General features: G+C 54.4%; 18 protein-coding genes. 5 read left to right on the forward strand and 13 right to left on the reverse strand.

Annotated elements, in window-relative coordinates:
* Positions 1–187: 187 nt before the first annotated feature.
* The gene (gene mutS / locus AC2A1E_RS06250) at positions 188–2,743 is read left to right on the forward strand and encodes a DNA mismatch repair protein MutS (RefSeq protein WP_484383042.1); all 2,556 of its coding nucleotides are present in this window, start codon (positions 188–190) and stop codon (positions 2,741–2,743) included.
* Positions 2,744–2,820: 77 nt separating this feature from the next.
* Here the strand turns inward: mutS and rpoS are convergent, their stop codons facing one another.
* The 8 genes from rpoS to ftsB all read right to left on the reverse strand — a co-directional run bounded on the left by rpoS (position 2,821) and on the right by ftsB (position 9,091).
* On the reverse strand, positions 2,821–3,819 hold the full coding sequence (gene rpoS, locus AC2A1E_RS06255; RefSeq protein WP_459401386.1) for an RNA polymerase sigma factor RpoS: 999 nt from the start codon (positions 3,817–3,819) through the stop codon (positions 2,821–2,823).
* Positions 3,820–3,872: 53 nt separating this feature from the next.
* On the reverse strand, positions 3,873–4,838 hold the full coding sequence (nlpD, locus tag AC2A1E_RS06260) for a murein hydrolase activator NlpD (protein ID WP_484383043.1): 966 nt from the start codon (positions 4,836–4,838) through the stop codon (positions 3,873–3,875).
* 324 nt (positions 4,839–5,162) lie between these two features.
* Positions 5,163–5,789 (reverse strand): protein-L-isoaspartate(D-aspartate) O-methyltransferase, encoded by a 627-nt coding sequence (locus tag AC2A1E_RS06265; protein ID WP_459401384.1) that lies wholly within the window; start codon positions 5,787–5,789, stop codon positions 5,163–5,165.
* Positions 5,783–6,544: a 5'/3'-nucleotidase SurE gene (gene surE / locus AC2A1E_RS06270; RefSeq protein ID WP_484383044.1), complete on the reverse strand. Its 762-nt coding sequence runs from the start codon at positions 6,542–6,544 to the stop codon at positions 5,783–5,785. The genes AC2A1E_RS06265 and surE overlap by 7 nt, the downstream gene beginning before the upstream one ends.
* Positions 6,525–7,571: a tRNA pseudouridine(13) synthase TruD gene (truD, locus tag AC2A1E_RS06275; protein ID WP_484383045.1), complete on the reverse strand. Its 1,047-nt coding sequence runs from the start codon at positions 7,569–7,571 to the stop codon at positions 6,525–6,527. Before truD ends, surE begins: the two co-directional genes overlap by 20 nt.
* Before the next feature lie 4 nt (positions 7,572–7,575).
* Positions 7,576–8,049: a 2-C-methyl-D-erythritol 2,4-cyclodiphosphate synthase gene (ispF, locus tag AC2A1E_RS06280; RefSeq protein ID WP_459401381.1), complete on the reverse strand. Its 474-nt coding sequence runs from the start codon at positions 8,047–8,049 to the stop codon at positions 7,576–7,578.
* 10 nt (positions 8,050–8,059) lie between these two features.
* Positions 8,060–8,767 carry a 2-C-methyl-D-erythritol 4-phosphate cytidylyltransferase gene (gene ispD / locus AC2A1E_RS06285; RefSeq protein ID WP_484383046.1) on the reverse strand — a complete coding sequence of 236 codons (708 nt, stop codon included), beginning with the start codon at positions 8,765–8,767 and terminating at the stop codon, positions 8,060–8,062.
* 3 nt (positions 8,768–8,770) lie between these two features.
* Positions 8,771–9,091 (reverse strand): cell division protein FtsB, encoded by a 321-nt coding sequence (gene ftsB, locus AC2A1E_RS06290; RefSeq protein WP_459401379.1) that lies wholly within the window; start codon positions 9,089–9,091, stop codon positions 8,771–8,773.
* Positions 9,092–9,488: 397 nt separating this feature from the next.
* On the opposite strand from ftsB, the gene AC2A1E_RS06295 reads away from it, so the two are divergent.
* The 3 genes from AC2A1E_RS06295 (at position 9,489) to AC2A1E_RS06305 (ending at position 11,750) form a co-directional block, all read left to right on the forward strand.
* Positions 9,489–10,253, forward strand: coding sequence for a basic amino acid ABC transporter substrate-binding protein (locus tag AC2A1E_RS06295; RefSeq protein ID WP_473188520.1), 765 nt, complete (start codon positions 9,489–9,491; stop codon positions 10,251–10,253).
* A 71-nt stretch (positions 10,254–10,324) separates the two neighbouring features.
* Positions 10,325–11,044, forward strand: coding sequence for an amino acid ABC transporter permease (locus AC2A1E_RS06300; protein ID WP_459402718.1), 720 nt, complete (start codon positions 10,325–10,327; stop codon positions 11,042–11,044).
* Entirely contained in the window at positions 11,028–11,750 is a 723-nt protein-coding gene (locus AC2A1E_RS06305; protein ID WP_473188521.1) for an amino acid ABC transporter ATP-binding protein, read from the forward strand. Before AC2A1E_RS06300 ends, AC2A1E_RS06305 begins: the two co-directional genes overlap by 17 nt.
* Before the next feature lie 50 nt (positions 11,751–11,800).
* Here AC2A1E_RS06305 and AC2A1E_RS06310 read toward each other — a convergent pair whose 3' ends face one another.
* The 5 genes from AC2A1E_RS06310 to cysG all read right to left on the reverse strand — a co-directional run bounded on the left by AC2A1E_RS06310 (position 11,801) and on the right by cysG (position 16,654).
* Entirely contained in the window at positions 11,801–12,118 is a 318-nt protein-coding gene (locus AC2A1E_RS06310; protein ID WP_484383047.1) for a DUF3561 family protein, read from the reverse strand.
* Positions 12,119–12,212: 94 nt separating this feature from the next.
* Positions 12,213–12,899 carry an adenylyl-sulfate kinase gene (gene cysC, locus AC2A1E_RS06315; RefSeq protein ID WP_484383048.1) on the reverse strand — a complete coding sequence of 229 codons (687 nt, stop codon included), beginning with the start codon at positions 12,897–12,899 and terminating at the stop codon, positions 12,213–12,215.
* Positions 12,829–14,268, reverse strand: a complete 1,440-nt coding sequence (cysN, locus tag AC2A1E_RS06320) for a sulfate adenylyltransferase subunit CysN (protein WP_484383049.1) — start codon at positions 14,266–14,268, stop codon at positions 12,829–12,831. Before cysN ends, cysC begins: the two co-directional genes overlap by 71 nt.
* Before the next feature lie 11 nt (positions 14,269–14,279).
* On the reverse strand, positions 14,280–15,188 hold the full coding sequence (cysD, locus tag AC2A1E_RS06325; protein ID WP_484383050.1) for a sulfate adenylyltransferase subunit CysD: 909 nt from the start codon (positions 15,186–15,188) through the stop codon (positions 14,280–14,282).
* Positions 15,189–15,223: 35 nt separating this feature from the next.
* Entirely contained in the window at positions 15,224–16,654 is a 1,431-nt protein-coding gene (cysG, locus tag AC2A1E_RS06330) for a siroheme synthase CysG (protein ID WP_484383051.1), read from the reverse strand.
* Between the two features lie 261 nt (positions 16,655–16,915).
* Between cysG and AC2A1E_RS06335 the strand changes: the two genes are divergently transcribed.
* The gene (locus AC2A1E_RS06335; RefSeq protein WP_484383052.1) at positions 16,916–18,214 is read left to right on the forward strand and encodes an aminopeptidase; all 1,299 of its coding nucleotides are present in this window, start codon (positions 16,916–16,918) and stop codon (positions 18,212–18,214) included.
* The last annotated feature ends 8 nt before the right edge of the window (positions 18,215–18,222 follow it).

The raw sequence follows: 18,222 nt of genomic DNA on the forward strand, positions 1-18,222 counted from the left end.
TTTGCCAGCCTGTTTGCCCGTCATATATGCTCCGCTTTATGACCAACTAATTGATTTAATTATGCTGACTCCCATTTTCAGCTCAACAGGTGAGATTTAGTGATTTTTCATGAGACAACGCGATAACTAATGATGACAACGAAATCACAATCATTTTTAAATTCAATGGATTGGAAACGGTAACCTTATGACGAGCACCGAAAGTTTCGATTCACACACGCCAATGATGCAACAGTATCTTCGCCTAAAAGCACAGCATCCAGAGATACTACTGTTCTACCGGATGGGTGACTTCTATGAGCTGTTTTATGACGATGCCAAACGCGCATCGCAGCTGCTGGATATCTCGCTGACCAAACGCGGAGCCTCTGCGGGCGAACCGATCCCGATGGCAGGCGTTCCCCACCATGCGGTGGAAAACTATCTCGCCAAGCTGATCCAACTGGGTGAATCAGCAGCGATTTGCGAACAGATTGGCGATCCGGCCACCAGCAAAGGCCCGGTCGAACGTAAAGTTGTCCGTATTGTCACCCCCGGCACCATCACCGATGAAGCCTTGCTGCAAGAACGGCAGGATAACCTGCTGGCCGCCATCTGGCAGGATGCCCGCGGTTTTGGCTACGCTACGCTGGACATCAGTTCTGGTCGTTTCCGGGTTGCCGAGCCGGAAGATCTCGAAACCATGGCGGCCGAATTACAACGTACCAACCCGGCAGAGCTTTTGTACCCGGAAAGTTTCGAGCAGATGGCGCTGATTGAACAACGTCACGGCCTGCGCCGCCGCCCACTGTGGGAATTTGAACTGGAAACCGCCCGTCAGCAGTTGAACCTGCAATTCGGCACTCGTGATCTCACTGGTTTTGGCGTGGAACAGGCACATCAGGCACTGCGGGCGGCGGGTTGCCTGCTGCAATATGTTAAAGATACCCAGCGAACCTCACTGCCACATATTCGTGGGCTCACCATGGAGCGCCAGCAGGACGGCATCATTATGGATGCGGCCACCCGTCGCAATCTGGAAATCACGCAAAACCTTTCGGGTGGCAACGAGAACACCCTGGCGGCAATCCTTGATCGCACCGTCACGCCGATGGGTAGCCGTATGTTGAAGCGTTGGTTACATATGCCTACCCGCGACGTCAGCGTGCTGAACAACCGACAGCAGGCTATCGCTGCATTACAAGAGCTGAGTAACGATCTACAGCAACCGCTGCGCCAGGTGGGCGATCTGGAGCGTATTCTGGCACGCTTAGCACTGCGCACCGCTCGCCCACGCGATCTGGCGCGGATGCGCCATGCTTTCCAGCAACTGCCGGATATCCGTGAGGTGCTGGAAAATACCGCAACGCCACACGTACAGAAACTTCTGTCACAGGTCGGCCAGTTCGACGAACTGCAAGCGCTGCTGGAACGTGCCATTGTAGAAGCACCACCGGTGCTGGTGCGAGATGGTGGAGTGATAGCGCCTGGTTACAACGAAGAGCTGGATGAGTGGCGGGCACTGGCAGACGGAGCTAGCGACTATCTGGATCGCCTTGAGATCCGCGAGCGTGAAAAGCTCGGTCTGGATACGCTGAAAGTGGGTTTCAACGGTGTGCATGGTTACTACATTCAGGTCAGCCGTGGGCAAAGCCACTTGGTGCCGATCCACTATGTACGCCGTCAGACGCTGAAAAATGCCGAACGCTATATCATTCCAGAGCTGAAAGAATACGAAGATAAAGTGCTGACCTCGAAAGGGAAAGCGCTAGCGATTGAAAAAGGGCTGTATGACGAATTGTTCGATCTGCTGCTACCACACCTTGAGGAACTGCAACAAAGTGCTGGAGCCTTGGCGGAACTGGATGTATTAGCCAACCTGGCTGAGCGTGCCGAAACGCTGAACTATGCCTGCCCAACGATGAGTGAACAGCCGGGTATCCGCATCGCCGAAGGCCGTCACCCGGTAGTGGAACAGGTGCTGAGTGAACCCTTTATCGCTAACCCGGTTTCACTGTCGCCACAGCGGCGTATGCTGATCATTACTGGCCCTAATATGGGCGGTAAAAGTACCTATATGCGCCAAACGGCGCTGATTGTACTGATGGCACATATCGGCAGTTTCGTGCCCGCAGCAAAAGCCACCATTGGCCCGGTCGATCGTATCTTTACCCGCGTTGGTGCGGCAGACGATCTGGCCTCCGGCCGCTCGACTTTTATGGTGGAAATGACCGAAACCGCCAATATCCTGCATAACGCCACAGAAAACAGCCTGGTGCTGATGGATGAGATTGGCCGTGGCACTTCAACTTACGATGGGCTGTCTCTGGCCTGGGCCTGTGCCGAAAACCTGGCGAACCGTATCAAAGCCATGACTTTATTCGCCACGCATTATTTCGAACTCACCACCCTGCCAGAAAAAATGGAAGGGGTAATCAACGTGCATCTGGATGCATTAGAGCATGGTGATACCATCGCCTTTATGCACAGCGTGCAGGATGGTGCAGCCAGCAAGAGCTACGGGCTGGCGGTTGCCGCACTGGCCGGGGTGCCGCGTGATGTGATCAAACGTGCTCGCCAGAAGTTGCGTGAGTTGGAAAGCCTCTCCAGCCAAACCGCCGCTGGCACAGTAGATGCAACCCAGATGACGCTGCTAAATGAGGAAGTTTCACCGGCCGTAGAAGCCTTAGAAGCGCTGGATCCAGACACTTTGTCACCACGTCAGGCGCTGGAATGGATCTACCGGCTGAAAAGCCTGGTTTGAATGCGTTGAAACTGTGGGCATAAAAAAACGGTGAGCATCATGCTCACCGTTTTTATTTTTAATGAAGTCAAACACGTTTATTCACGGAACAGTGCTTCGATGCTCAGACCTTGCATTTGCAGAATTTCACGCAGACGGCGTAAGCCTTCAACCTGAATCTGACGAACACGTTCACGTGTCAGGCCAATCTCGCGGCCCACGTCTTCCAGCGTTGCTGCTTCATAGCCCAGCAGACCGAAACGGCGAGCCAACACTTCACGCTGTTTGGCGTTCAATTCGAACAGCCATTTGACGATGCTTTGTTTCATGTCATCGTCTTGCGTGGTGTCTTCCGGCCCGTTGTCTTTCTCATCAGCCAGAATATCCAGCAGTGCTTTCTCGGAATCACCCCCCAACGGCGTATCAACAGAAGTGATACGTTCGTTCAGACGCAGCATCCGGCTGACATCATCAACCGGCTTGTCGAGTTGCTCCGCAATCTCTTCAGCGCTTGGTTCGTGATCCAGTTTGTGAGAAAGCTCACGCGCGGTACGCAAATAAACATTCAATTCTTTAACGATATGGATCGGCAAACGGATAGTACGGGTTTGATTCATAATCGCCCGTTCGATCGTCTGACGGATCCACCAAGTCGCATAGGTAGAGAAACGGAAACCGCGTTCTGGATCGAACTTTTCAACCGCACGAATCAGACCGAGGTTACCTTCCTCGATCAGATCCAGCAGCGCCAGACCACGATTACTGTAACGGCGGGCAATTTTCACCACCAGCCGCAGGTTGCTCTCTATCATGCGGCGGCGAGACGGCACGTCTCCGCGCAATGCACGCCGCGCAAAATAAACTTCTTCCTCTGCGGTCAGCAGAGGTGAATAACCGATTTCGCCCAGATAGAGCTGCGTTGCATCCAATACGCGTTGGGTAACACCTTGAGACAAGAGCTCGTCTTCTGCCAAGTCATTCTCACTGGATTCTTCCTCTACCAGCGCTTTCTCGTCGAATGACTCAACCTCCGTGGCATTCTCATCGAAATCTGCATCATCATGTAACTCGTTAACTTTCAGCGTATTTTGGCTCATAAGCGGCTCCTACCCGTGATACCGCGAGCAGAATACAACGCATTCTGCCCAATCTATCGCTGCGGAAGATAACGCAGCGGGTTTACGGATTTCCCCTTGTAACGAATTTCAAAATGCAAACGTACTGAACTGGTTCCGGTGCTTCCCATCGTTGCTATTTTTTGCCCCGCCTTGACCTCTTGTTGTTCCCGGACCAGCATTGTGTCGTTATGGGCGTAGGCACTCAGGTAATCATCATTATGTTTGATGATGATTAGATTACCGTAACCCCGTAAAGCGTTGCCTGCATATACTACGCGGCCATCGGCGGTAGCAAAAATAGGCTGCCCACGGGTGCCAGCAATATCGATACCTTTATTTCCACCTTCCGATGAAGAGAAGTTATCGATGATTTTACCGTCAGTTGGCCATCTCCAGCTACTAACCGGAGCGCTATTACTGAGGGTGCTTGGCGCGGTAACGGGAGCGCTGGCGGAACCTGCCACGACTGCCCCCGATGTAGGCAACATCTTACCTACATTCTGTTTACCCGAGTTACCAGAATACGCGTTAGTTGATTGAGAATCAACCGTTGCAGTTTGTATCTGAGCACTAGACGGTGGTTTCGGCACACCACCGCCGGTCGCATTAGTTGCAGCCAGCATACCGCCATTACCGTTGGCAGAACCATTACCAAGTTGAATGGTTTGGCCTACTTCCAGACTGTACGGCTGAGGAATATTGTTACGCTGGGCAAGGTCTCGGAAATCATTCCCGGTGATCCAGGCGATATAAAACAGCGTGTCACCACGTTTAACGGTATAAGTGCTGCCGCTATAGCTCCCTTTAGGTATAGCGTTGTAACTACGGTTGTAAACAATGCGCCCCTGCGAAGCCGTAGCGCCACCCGAGTTACCCGATGTAGCAGCACCATCGCCGCCTACGCTGCTGATAGGTGCCGAGGTGGAATTATTATTTGAACAACCTGCCAACCACAAACTTAACATCGTACACACCGCAACTCGGCGTAAAGTAATCATTGGGCTTCCCGTGCTCATGCTTCCCCCATAACAGCAATATCAGTGATATATCCAAAAAATACCCTTTACATCGTAGCCGAGCTTGAGCGTTCTCTCAGTTTCCACAACGAAAGGTTCCCTTGGCCGATCCCTGAACACCAGGTGATCTCCCGCCAGGGAATCAAAAAAGCAGCGCCGCCAATGCTCACCACATTGGCGCAGCCACACCATAAGACAACCACATAGAAAAACAATTGTATTGAAAATTAATATTGTTGAAACGCTAAAACCTTAACCGGGCGTTATGAAAGTGCAACAGATTTCTTCCTACGCGGCAAATTCAGGCTAGGCCAGTTCGCCTTTCACCAGTGGCACGAATCTCACTGCTTCAACGGCATCGATAGAAAACTCATCGCCACAGCGCTGAATACGCTTCAGCGTTTGCGCCTGCTCACCCACCGGCAGCACCAATATGCCTCCGTCGTCCAGTTGCTGCATCAGCGCCTGCGGAATTTCCGGTGGCGCAGCGGTCACAATGATGGCATCAAACGGCCCACGTGATGCCCAGCCCTGCCAACCATCACCATGGCGCGTCGAAACGTTGTGAAGATCGAGCTGCTTCAGGCGGCGCTTTGCCTGCCACTGCAACCCTTTGATCCGCTCAACAGAGCAAACATGCTGCACCAAATGGGCCAGAATCGCCGTCTGGTAACCGGAACCCGTGCCAATCTCCAGCACTCTGGAGGTTTGCGTCAGCCTTAACAACTCCGTCATACGCGCAACCATATAAGGCTGAGAAATCGTCTGGCCCGAACCGATAGGCAATGCGGTATTTTCATAGGCCTTGTGTTCAAGCGCCTCGTCAACAAAACGCTCACGCGGCACATCTTCGATCGCCTTAAGCAATCGTTCGTCCCTGATCCCTTGCTGGCGCAGTTGCGTCAACAATGTCTGTATGCGTCTGTTTACCATTCCTCGCTAACCTCTACTTTGGTTAACCATGTTGTTAGCACATCCTGCGCCCCGTAAGCGGTCAAATCCACCTGCAAAGGCGTCACTGCCACGTACCCCTGCTCCACCGCAGCAAAGTCAGTATCTGGGCCAGCATCGAACTTATCTCCCGGAGGGCCAATCCAATACAGATTCTGCCCACGCGGATCCTGCTGGCAAAATACCTTGTCAGCGGGATGTCGACTGCCACAGCGAGTCACACGTATCCCTTTGATCTGCGAAAGCGGCAAATCGGGCACGTTGATATTGAGGATTTTACCGGTGCGCAGCGGTTCACGCTGCAAGGCGCGCAGCAGCGAGCAGGTGATTACCGCTGCCGTATCATAATGCTGGTGACCATTCAGCGACACCGCGAGCGCTGGTAGACCCAAATGGCGGCCTTCCATTGCGGCGGCAACCGTACCGGAATAGATAACGTCATCTCCCAGATTCGGCCCGGCGTTGATGCCAGACACCACCACATCGGGCGCCGGGCGCATCAACGCATTGACGCCAAGATAGACACAATCCGTTGGCGTCCCGTGTTGCACCGCAATATCACCATTCGGCATGCTCAGCGTGCGCAATGGTGACTCCAACGTCAGCGCATTGGAAGACCCACTGCGGTTGCGATCGGGTGCCACCACCTGCACCTCAGCAAATTCACGCAGCCGCTTAGCCAGTGCCTGAATACCCGGTGCCGAAACACCGTCATCATTACTCAGTAATATCCGCATCACTGTTATCCTGCCGCATGATTTCGCGAACAACGCTGGTAGCAAAACTGCCTGCTGGCAACCAAAAGCGCAATTCAACGGTGACATCATCCCGCCAATTCCACAGCAATTTCTGCGGTTGTAACAGCAGGGCTCGTCGAGCAGGTTCAACACGCTCGCGCTTTAAAAGCGTAAGCAATTCCGGCTGTTCCGCCAAGCATTGCTGTTCAAATTTCAATGATTCCCCGGCAGTGCCCGGTTCACCATCCCCCGGCAAGGGTGCGGTAATCAGCAATTCACCGGCATCTAGGCGCTGTTGCAGGCTGTCCAGCTCTTCTGGCTTGGCGACAAACCAACTGCCACGCCCGGCGAGCTGCAACGCATCGCCTTCCAGCACGGTACGTTGCTGCTGGTTAGCCAGACGCTGACTGGTAATCAGGTTGAACAGCGCGCTACGGCTGGCGGAGAGATAAAAACTACGCTTGCTGCGCTCTTTGACTCGAATCTCGTCCTTCGCCCAGCGGCGCGCCATCACCAGGTTATTACCGCCGCGGCCAAAGCGCTGGCTGCCAAAGTAATTGGGTACCCCACCTGCCGCGATAGCCTGCAAACGCTGCTCCACTTCCTGACGATCGCTGATATCGCGTAATACCAGGGTGAAATCATTGCCTTTCAAGGTGCCAATGCGCAGCTTGCGCAGATGGCGCGCGGCCTGCAGCACTTCACAGCCTTCAAGCGCAAACTGGGTGAGATCGGGAGATTCTTTGCCCGGCAGATGCAGGCAGAACCACTGCTCGGTCACCGCCTGGCGGTCTTTCAAACCGGCATAGCTGACCGAACGGGCATGAATACCGGCAAACTTCGCCAGATAATCGGCGACAAACTGGGTATTACAACCAGTTTTGCGGATGTTCACCAACAGGTGCTCACCTTCACCATCCGGCGTAAAACCCAGATCTTCCACGACGATGAAATCTTCCGGGTTAGCTTTCAGCACCCCACGGGCCTGAGGCTGGCCGTACAGCCAGGTCAGATTTGCCATATCCATGCGTCTACTCCTTGATCAACAAGGCGACGGCTTCACAAGCAATGCCCTCACCGCGCCCGGTGAAGCCTAGTTGCTCGGTGGTGGTGGCTTTAACGTTAACGTCATCCATATGGCATTGCAGATCTTCCGCCAGGAAAACGCGCATCTGAGGAATATGTGGTGCCATCTTCGGTGCCTGAGCGATAATGGTCACATCCAGGTTCCCCAGGCGATAACCTTTGGCACGAATGCGTTTCCACGCTTCACGCAGCAACTCGCGGCTATCGGCCCCTTTGAATGCCGGATCGGTATCTGGGAACAGTTTACCGATATCGCCTAACGCCGCTGCGCCTAACAGAGCGTCGGTGGCGGCATGCAGCGCGACATCACCGTCTGAGTGCGCCAGCAGACCTTTTTCATAAGGAATGCGAACACCACCGATCACCAGCGGCCCTTCGCCGCCAAATTTATGGACATCAAAACCGTGACCGATACGCATAATGCGCTCCTTAATTGTTCAACTGAGTCAAATAGAACGCCGCCAGCGCTAAATCCTCCGGCCGCGTCACTTTAATATTGTCCGAACGCCCCGCCACCAGCAGCGGATGATAACCGCAATGCTCCAGCGCAGAAGCTTCGTCGGTCACCGTTGCGCCTTCCTCCAGCGCGCGTTGCAGGCAGAGTTTAAGCAATTCCAACGGGAATAGCTGCGGCGTCAGCGCATGCCACAGATCCTGGCGTTCAACGGTGTGCGAAATAGCACTTTGGCCCGTTTCGGCGCGCTTCATGGTATCACGCACCGGCGCGGCAAGAATGCCACCGACCAAACTGTGTGCCGTAATCGCCAACAGGCGCTCCAGATCGTCTGCATGCAGACAAGGACGCGCGGCATCATGCACCAACACCCATTCGGCATCGCCCGCCAGTCGCAACCCGGCCATCACCGAGTCGGCACGCTGCTGGCCCCCAACGGTAACGCGCACGCGAGGATCCTGAGCGATCGGAAGCCGGTGGAATTGATGATCATCGGGGCTGATGGCCACGATCACCTGTGGAATACGCGGATGCCGCAACAGGGCATGGATCGCGTGCTCAAGGATAGTTTGATGGCCGATAGTTAAATACTGTTTCGGACAATCGGCCTGCATGCGGCTGCCGATACCGGCAGCGGGCAGGACAGCGACCACCTGCGGCAAAGCACTTGCGGAATGATTCATGCGTTATTTTTGTAGGTTATTTTGCGTGGAAGACGCCGCGCTGCGTCTAGATTGGTCAGGCACCAGACGATAGAAAGTCTCACCGGGTTTAATCATCCCCAGTTCATTACGCGCACGCTCCTCAATCGCTTCCTGACCGCCGTTCAAATCGTCGATCTCGGCAAACAACTGATCGTTACGCGCCTTTAATTTGGCATTATTGCTCTGTTGAGCCGCTACGTCTTCATTAACCCGCACATAATCGTGAACACCATTTTTCCCCAACCACAGCGAGTACTGTAGCCAGCCGAGCAATGCAAGCAATAGCAGCGTAAGTTTTCCCATCTCCGCCCCCTGAAAAACCGACCAATCATCCCACAACTTTCCGTTTGACTCCACACCGGGAGCGGCATTTAGCCAGCAGATTCAGAGTAAGGATAAGAGCTTCCTGAGCCTAGCGCTTTATTTTCGCCCGAAAGCGGCAAAAAAAGCCACGTTATACCGTAGAAAAACGGCGGCTGGCTTCTCAGCCATCCCAAGCAGGTTATGCAGTAATAAGCACTGGCTACCGCAAAAATCCTCCGACACTTACACCACGATTAAAATAATTATTCATATTTAACACTATTGGTATTTTCATCATGAGGTAATGGTTGTGTTTTTATTCATATAAGCTTATTTTTATGCACGTAAAGTGCATAAATAAATCCAATATATAACCTTTAATTTCTGGGGATCGACGATGTTAAAACATTTAGTACTGATTGGTGCCTGTCTGGCAGCCACTTTTACTTCCTTCGCGGCAGAACCGACTTACGTGGTCGGTTCCGGTGGGACTTATCGCCCATTCGAATTCGAAAACAGCAAGAAAGAGCTGGAAGGCTTTGATATTGATGTGATCAAGGCCGTCGCCAAAGCGGAAGGTTTCCAGGTGAAACTGGTCAATACGCCGTGGGAAGGGATTTTCGCCACCCTGAATTCTGGCGATCGCGACATTATTATTTCTGGTATCACCATTACCGACAAGCGCAAGCAAATGGTTGATTTCTCAGCGCCTTATTTCCCGGCAGAACAGGCGATCGTGGTGCCGAAGGATTCCACGGTGGATTCCATTGCCGCACTGAAAGCGCTGAAGGTCGGCGTCGTCAACTCCAGCACCGGTGACATTGTGGTTTCCGACACCTTGGGCAAAAACAGCACGGCGATTAAACGCTTCGACAATACGCCGCTGATGCTGCAAGAGCTGTATGAAGACGGGATTGGCGCCGCCGTGGGTGACGTTGGCGTGGCCAAGTTCTACATCAAAACCCACCCGGAGAAAGAGTTCAAACTGGTTTCTGACGCCAAGTTTGAGCGCCAGTACTTCGGTATTGCGGTCGCCAAAGGTAACGATGAACTGCGTAACAAAATCAACGCTGGGCTGAAGAAAATCATCGCCGACGGTACTTACGCAAAAATCTACCAGACCTGGTTCGACAGCAACGTACCAACGCTGCCAGCGCAATAAACTGAGTCAATCAGAAGGAACAGCCCTTGAATTTCCGTTGGGAGATCATTCAGGAATACGCGCCATTATTTATGGAAGGCGCCCTGATGACCATCAAATGCACCATCATCTGCGTGCTGCTGGGCACCACCTGGGGATTGATCCTCGGGTTGGGCCGCCTGGCGCAGGCACCGCACGGCATCTGGAAGCCGATTCTGCACTACGGCATTCAATGGCCGGTGCGTATTTACATCAGCGCTTTCCGGGGCACGCCGCTGTTTGTGCAAATCATGGTCGTGCACTTTGCGCTGGTGCCGCTGTTCATCAACCCGCGTGATGGCTTGCTGGTCACCAGCGGCCTGATGAGCAGCGATTTCGCTCGCGCGCTGCGTTCTGATTACGGCGCATTCCTGTCGTGTGTGGTGGCGATCACCCTGAACGCCGGTGCTTACGTGTCAGAAATTTTCCGTGCCGGTATTCAGTCAATCGATCGCGGCCAGATGGAAGCCTCACGCTCGTTGGGGATGAGCTACGGCAAAACCATGCGCAAAGTGATCCTGCCGCAGGCGTTTCGCCGTATGTTGCCGCCGCTGGGTAACAACGCGATTGCCATCGTCAAGGATTCGTCACTGGCTTCCGCTATTGGTCTGGCCGATCTGGCCTATGCCGCCCGTACCGTGTCCGGCGCGTACGCCACCTACTGGGAGCCCTACCTGGCCATCTCGCTGGTCTATTGGGTCATCACCTTCCTGCTTTCGCTGATGGTGCAACACATGGAAAAAAGGTTCGGTAAAAGTGATTCGCGTACATAACCTGCAAAAACAATTTGGCGAAAGCCACGTGCTGCGCGGCATCTCCTGCGAGATCGCGCCTAATGAAGTGGTGTGCATTATCGGCCCTTCCGGTTCCGGCAAAAGCACCTTTCTGCGCTGTATCAATGCGCTGGAAACCCTCTCCGGCGGTGAGATTGACGTTAACGGCTTTGCCATTCATAGCCAGAAAACCGATCTGAACCAGATGCGTGAAAGCGTGGGCATGGTATTCCAACGTTTTAACCTGTTCCCACATATGACGGTGCTGGAAAACATCATCATGGCACCGATGGGGGTGAAAAAGTTGTCGCGCAGCGAGGCCATCACGCGGGCAGAAGTGTTGCTGAATAAGGTTGGGCTGATCGATAAGATCGACGCCTACCCCAGCAGCCTGTCCGGTGGCCAGCAGCAACGGGTGGCGATCGCCCGGGCGCTGGCGATGGAGCCTAAAATCATGCTGTTCGATGAGCCGACATCGGCATTGGATCCAGAGTTGGTCGGCGAAGTTCTGGCGGTGATGAAGTCACTGGCGCATGAGGGCATGACGATGGTGGTGGTGACCCATGAAATGGGCTTTGCGCGTGAGGTGGCCGATCGGGTGTTGTTTATCGATCAGGGCATTATTCAGGAAGAAGGCACGCCGCAGCAGATTTTCAGTCACCCTACCAATCCGCGCACCCAGGCATTTCTAAGCAAAGTTTTGTAACCTTACGCATGGCTTTAACATCTCTCGGGCGCAGATCTGCGCCCTGCTTATTACCAGCCGCTCAGAAAACTGAATACCAGCCAGAACAGGCAAATGACGGCCACGCCGGTCGTCAATAAGGTAAGAAATGGTTTGCCACGTAATAGCATGCTGACAGCGATCCCAACCAATACCGACACCGGCATCAACGCCAGGAAGAACGGCCAGGTATAGAGCAGGAAGAATAGCGTGTTGGAACCGTAAACCAGAAAGGGAACTGCAAACGCCAACCAGTAGAAGGCAAAGCCGCTGACAGCCCCCAGGAAAGAGTACGAGGGCTCCTCTTGCTGCTGTTGCACATCAATCAGGACTGGCGGGGCATTTTGCATAACGATCCCTGGTCATTCATAGTCTATTGGCACGCTTTGCGGCGGGCTTAGATTAAAAAGCGCATGGCAAAACAGCCACACGCTTTTCTCGAATTCAGGGTTTGATAATAGCCTGACCACGCAGAACGTCTAACAATTGCGCAGTCAAATTTGTTACCAATTGTTCACCATTCAAGTGAACATCGGGTTGGGCGGGAGCTTCATAAACTGAGTCGATCCCGGTGAAGTTACGCAGTTCACCGGCACGCGCTTTTTTGTACAGCCCTTTCGGATCGCGCGCTTCGCAAATGGCCAATGGCGTGTCGACAAATACCTCCACAAAACGCCCGCTGTCGAGCATTTCCCGCACCATCTGCCGTTCGGCGCGGTGCGGTGAGATGAAGGCGGTCAGCACCACCAGCCCGGCATCCACCATCAGTTTCGCGACTTCACCAACGCGGCGGATGTTCTCACGCCGATCCTCATCGCTAAAACCCAGATCGCGGCACAGGCCATGGCGCACGTTATCACCATCCAGCAGATAGGTACTGACCCCCAACTGATGCAGCGCCTGCTCCAGCGTACCGGCAACGGTGGATTTCCCCGAGCCGGAAAGGCCGGTAAACCACAGCACCACGCCTTTATGGCCGTTTCGCGTTTCGCGTTCCGCCCGCGTTACCGCATGCGGATGCCACACTACGTTTTCATCGTCTGGCCCGGTTGGCCGGATCTCAACCACGCGATTTCCCCCCAAGCAGATCGCGCGCTTCCCAATGTGGGAAGTGCTTGCGCACCAGCGCATTCAGTTCCAGTTCAAAGGCGCTGTAATCCCCGGTTGCCGCTTGGTGGCTGTGGTGCAGCGCTTCGCGGATCAGCCCGGCACCGACCGTAACGTTAGTCAGGCGATCGATAAAGATCAGGCCGCCGGTGTCATGATTCTGTTGATAGCTGTCCAGCACCAGCGGTTCGTCAAAGGTCAGCTCCACCAGCCCAATGCCGTTCAGCGGTAAAATATCGGCATGATGTTGCGCCAGCGAGTTGATCTCCACCTGATGGCGAATACTTTCTACTCTGGCACGGGTTTTCTTGCCTGCTACTTTGATGTCATAACTTTGGCCCGGCAACAGCGATTGCTCGGCCATCCACACCACATCCACCAGCGCGCTCTGCGCCGCCTGTAGCGTTTCACCGGCATCTACCAGCAGATCGCCACGGCTGATATCCACTTCGTCTTTCAGTACCAGCGTAATTGCCTCGCCCGGAACGGCTTCCTGCAAGTCGCCATCAAAGGTTACGATGCGCGCAACGCTAGATTCCACGCCAGAGGGCAGCACTTTAACGCGCTGGCCGACGCGCACGATACCGGCAGACAAGGTACCCGCGTAGCCACGGAAATCGAGATTCGGCCGGTTGACGTATTGCACCGGGAAGCGCAGCGGCTGGCTTTCTCTTTGGCTGATCACATCCACGGTTTCCAGCACTTCCAGCAGCGTCGGGCCACTGTACCACGGCATCTGTTTACTCTGGGTTGCCACGTTGTCACCGTCCAACGCCGACAGCGGCACAAACTTGATGTTCAGATCGCTTGGCAGTTGCTCGGCAAACGTCAGGTAGTCCTGCTTATATTGCTCAAACACCGCTTCGCTGTAATCCACCAGATCCATCTTGTTCACCGCCACCACCAGGTGACGAATGCCCAGCAGAGTGGCGATAAAGCTGTGGCGGCGGGTCTGATCCAGCATACCTTTACGCGCATCAAGCAGCAGGATCGCCAGATCGCAAGTCGACGCCCCAGTCGCCATATTGCGGGTGTACTGCTCATGCCCCGGCGTGTCGGCGATGATGAACTTACGTTTTTCCGTAGAAAAATAGCGGTAAGCCACGTCAATGGTGATGCCCTGTTCGCGCTCGGCCTGTAAACCATCGACCAGCAACGCCAGATCGAGCTTTTCGCCCTGCGTTCCAATGCGTTTGCTGTCCGTATGCAGCGTAGAGAGCTGATCTTCGTAAATCTGACGGGTATCGTGTAGCAAGCGGCCGATCAGTGTGCTCTTGCCATCGTCGACGCTGCCGCAGGTCAGGAAGCGAAGCAGACTCTTGTGCTGCTGCGCGTGCAGATAAGACTCCACCCCGCCCTGTTCAGCAATTTGTTGTGCAATAACGTTGTTCATCCGGCGGCTCCTTAGAAATACCCTTGGCGCTTTTTCAGCTCCATCGAACCAGACTGATCGCGATCGATCATGCGGCCCTGACGTTCACTGGTGGTGGAAATCAGCATCTCTTCAATGATCTCCGGCAGCGTTTGTGCCGCAGAGTCCACCGCGCCGGTCAGCGGCCAGCAGCCGAGGGTACGGAAACGCACCATACGCTGGCTGATCACCTCACCCGGTTGCAGATCGATACGATCGTCATCCACCATCAGCAACATGCCATCACGCTCGACCACCGGGCGCGGTTTCGCCAGATACAGCGGCACAATGTCGATCTTTTCCAGGAAGATATATTGCCAGATATCCAGTTCGGTCCAGTTCGACAGCGGGAATACGCGGATGCTTTCCCCTTTGTTGATTTGGCCATTGTAGTTGTGCCACAGCTCTGGCCGCTGATTTTTAGGATCCCAGCGGTGGAAGCGATCGCGGAACGAATAGATACGCTCTTTCGCGCGGGATTTCTCCTCATCGCGGCGCGCACCGCCGAAGGCGGCATCAAAGCCGTATTTGTTCAATGCCTGCTTCAGGCCTTCGGTTTTCATGATATCGGTATGTTTAGCGCTGCCATGGACGAACGGGTTGATACCCATCGCCACGCCTTCTGGATTTTTGTGCACCAGCAGTTCGAAACCGTACTCTTTAGCGGTACGATCGCGGAATTCGTACATTTCGCGGAATTTCCAGCCGGTATCCACATGCAGCAGCGGGAACGGTAAGGTCCCCGGATAAAACGCCTTGCGCGCCAGGTGCAGCATCACGGAGGAGTCTTTCCCGATGGAGTACATCATCACCGGGTTACCAAATTCAGCGGCGACTTCACGGATGATATGGATACTCTCCGCCTCCAATTGCCGCAAATGAGTGAGTCGTTTTTCGTCCATAGCAGATCCTTAAACGCCTTGCCGTAATACTCGGCCTAAGCCAGATTCACGACGGAGGGACGAGATCCCCCTTCCGCCTGCGGTTGATGCCCAAACCAGGCAATTTGATGGTGCAGTTCCACCACCTCACCGATCACCAGCAGCGCCGGTAATGGTGCCTGTTGGGCCAATTGTTCCAGTTGTTGCAGCGTACCGATCCGCACCTGCTGATCGGGCCGCGTACCACGGCTGATCACCGCCACTGGCGTGCTGGCCTCACGGCCATGAGCAATGAGATTGCGGCTGATATCCGCCGCCTTCATGGTACCCATGTAGATTGCCAAGGTCTGGCGCGCCCGCGCCAGATCGGCCCAGTCCAAACCGTTGCCATCCGGGCGGCAATGGCCGGTAATAAAGGTTACGCTCTGTGCGTGATCGCGATGCGTCAGCGGAATACCGGCATACGCGGTCGCTCCAGCGGCAGCGGTCACCCCCGGCACCACCTGGAACGGAATGCCGGCGGCGGCGGCCACCTGCAACTCTTCGCCACCGCGGCCAAAGATAAACGGATCGCCGCCCTTCAGCCGCACCACGCGCTTGCCCTGCTGCGCCAGTTCCACCAGCAGGCGGTTGGTTTCTTCCTGAATCACCGAGTGCGCACCGGCGCGTTTGCCCACGCAAATGCGCTCGGCATCACGACGTACCAAATCCAACGTTTCGTCACTGACCAAGTGGTCATACAGCACCACGTCAGCCTGTTGCATCACCTGCAACCCGCGCAGCGTCAGCAAACCCACATCGCCCGGCCCTGCCCCGACCAGTGCGATCTCACCCTGCTGGCCTTCATTACCCTGCGCAAAGGCGGTTAAATCCTGTTCCAACTGCCGCTCAGCCTGCGCCGCTTGGCCATTAGCCACCAACGTGGCGAAACGCCCGCTGAAGGTTTTCTCCCAGAAACGGCGTCTTGCCCCAATAGATGAGAGCCGCTGTTTCACCTGGCCGCGCCAACGCCCGGCCACTTGCGCCATTTGCCCGAGGCTCGCAGGCAACAGTGCCTCCAGCTTCTCACGCAGCATCCGCGCCAACACCGGAGCCTGGCCACTGGAAGAGACGGCCACCACCAGCGGTGAGCGATCGATAATTGATGGGAAAATAAAGGAGCAGCGCGGCTGATCGTCCACCACGTTCGCCAACACTCGACGTTTATCCGCCTCGGCATACACCTCGGCGTTCAGGCGGCTGTCATCTGTCGCGGCAATCACCAGAAACACGTCATCCAGTTGCTGCGGAGCAAAAGCGTGCGCCAACCAGTGGATCTGACCTTGCTGATGAAGATGTTCGATTTCCGGTGAGAGAGCCTGCGCAACTATCCGTATTTCCGCCCCGGCGCGCCTGAGAAGATCGACTTTACGCGCAGCCACTTCACCGCCGCCAACGACCAGCACCGGGCGTTGTTTGAGGTCGGCAAATATTGGTAGATAGTCCACAACGGCCTTTTCATATAACAGAAAGATAGTGTGACTATACGGGGTGAGATTTGGCCTCTGAAATGACGAAAAGGAATTGCTTGTTCGATAATGGAATATAGGCCGCAGCACTGGGCTTGAGGGGTAATAAACGGAGGGAAAGTCTGCGTGTCAGGCCGCAAATTAAGAAACGAAGAAATTGTGTAATCCTCAATAGCATCCCATACTGATCGCCGCGAAAGAATAATCGGCCTCACCGCTGCCCAAAAAGGATTTTTCGGTATGTTTTCCCGCTTTTGCCTGAGAGCCGCTTTACTGATGGCCGTTCTCGGCAACGTTGCAAGCGTTTCGGCCACCACCAAACCTGCCAAAGAAGCCACCTTGGGCCAATTTGCCGCCGAACATAGTCTGATCATTAACAAGACAAACGCTCCGGCGGCCACAGAACCCGCACCGGGCGAGTTTGCCGCTGAACAGATGCTGCTTTCCACCGTCAGCCATGCAGAAAAGGTTGCGCCCAAGGCCAAATCGACCAAAGAAACAAAAGAAACAAAAGAAACAAAAGAAGCTAAACCAGCTAAAAACGCAGCATTGGGCCAATTTGCTGCGAAGCAGATACGATATATCGCTACGCATTTCCCCGGACGTATGGCGGGCAGCCCGGCAGAATTACTCGCCGCAGATTATCTGAAGCAGCAATTCGCCAGTATGGGTTACTCGAGCAACACACGTAGCTTTCATGCCCAATATCTTTATGCCAAAAACGACACCAGCGAAGATTGGAACAAAATTATCGTTACTTCGGTGATCGCCGCCAAAAATGGCACCCAGGCCAAGCAGATCATCATCATGGCGCATTTCGACACCTATACTCCGCATAATGACACTGAAGTGGACAACAACCTGGGTGGGCCGACTCTGCAAGGTGTAGATGACAATGCTTCCGGGGTTGGGGTTATGCTGGAACTGGCGCAGCAGATGAAAGATATCCCCACGACTTACCAGCTGCGTTTTCTGGCCACCAGCGGTGAAGAGCTTAAATCATTGGGGGCAAAAAACTACCTGAGGCGCATGACGCAGGCAGAACGCGACAATACTTTGTTGGTGATCAACCTTGATAACCTGATTACGGGCGATCAGCTCTATTTCCACTCAGGGCGTAATACCGAACCGGAAGTCGCCAAAATCACCCGCGATCGTGCGCTAGAAATCGCTCAGCGCTACGGCATTGCCGCCGCGATTAATCCAGGCAATAAAGAGTACCCCAAAGGAACTGGCTGCTGCTCCGAACACACGGTTTTTGACGACGCAAAAATCCCGATTTTAGCGGTAGAAGCCACCAACTGGTCTCTGGGGGATAAAGATGGTTATCAGCAAACGTCTGTCAGCCCACAGTTCCCGCAGGGAGTAACCTGGCATCGCCCGCAATACGACAACCTGCAATATCTGGAGAGTAATCTACCGGGGCGGATCGACCAACGCAGCCACGACAGCGTACAGATCCTGTTGCCATTGGTTAAAGAGCTGGCGCAAGCGCAGCCGGTTGTGGGGCAAAAGATAGAGAAGAAAGAGAAAAAATAGGGAATAGC

Source organism: Serratia sp. HNCC26DJ206 (assembly GCF_057180605.1).

Bases quoted from the DNA above. Each gene is read 5' to 3' on its own strand.
- cysN (WP_484383049.1), bottom strand. From the start codon at position 14,268: ATGAACAACGTTATTGCACAACAAATTGCTGAACAGGGCGGGGTGGAG.
- AC2A1E_RS06310 (WP_484383047.1), bottom strand. From the start codon at position 12,118: ATGCAAAATGCCCCGCCAGTCCTGATTGATGTGCAACAGCAGCAAGAG.
- nlpD (WP_484383043.1), bottom strand. From the start codon at position 4,838: ATGATTACTTTACGCCGAGTTGCGGTGTGTACGATGTTAAGTTTGTGG.
- mutS (WP_484383042.1), top strand. From the start codon at position 188: ATGACGAGCACCGAAAGTTTCGATTCACACACGCCAATGATGCAACAG.
- rpoS (WP_459401386.1), bottom strand. From the start codon at position 3,819: ATGAGCCAAAATACGCTGAAAGTTAACGAGTTACATGATGATGCAGAT.
- AC2A1E_RS06265 (WP_459401384.1), bottom strand. From the start codon at position 5,789: ATGGTAAACAGACGCATACAGACATTGTTGACGCAACTGCGCCAGCAA.
- cysD (WP_484383050.1), bottom strand. From the start codon at position 15,188: ATGGACGAAAAACGACTCACTCATTTGCGGCAATTGGAGGCGGAGAGT.
- ispD (WP_484383046.1), bottom strand. From the start codon at position 8,767: ATGAATCATTCCGCAAGTGCTTTGCCGCAGGTGGTCGCTGTCCTGCCC.
- truD (WP_484383045.1), bottom strand. From the start codon at position 7,571: ATGGATATGGCAAATCTGACCTGGCTGTACGGCCAGCCTCAGGCCCGT.
- AC2A1E_RS06300 (WP_459402718.1), top strand. From the start codon at position 10,325: ATGGAAGGCGCCCTGATGACCATCAAATGCACCATCATCTGCGTGCTG.
- AC2A1E_RS06295 (WP_473188520.1), top strand. From the start codon at position 9,489: ATGTTAAAACATTTAGTACTGATTGGTGCCTGTCTGGCAGCCACTTTT.
- AC2A1E_RS06335 (WP_484383052.1), top strand. From the start codon at position 16,916: ATGTTTTCCCGCTTTTGCCTGAGAGCCGCTTTACTGATGGCCGTTCTC.
- cysC (WP_484383048.1), bottom strand. From the start codon at position 12,899: ATGCGCTGGTGCGCAAGCACTTCCCACATTGGGAAGCGCGCGATCTGC.
- surE (WP_484383044.1), bottom strand. From the start codon at position 6,544: ATGCGGATATTACTGAGTAATGATGACGGTGTTTCGGCACCGGGTATT.
- ftsB (WP_459401379.1), bottom strand. From the start codon at position 9,091: ATGGGAAAACTTACGCTGCTATTGCTTGCATTGCTCGGCTGGCTACAG.
- ispF (WP_459401381.1), bottom strand. From the start codon at position 8,049: ATGCGTATCGGTCACGGTTTTGATGTCCATAAATTTGGCGGCGAAGGG.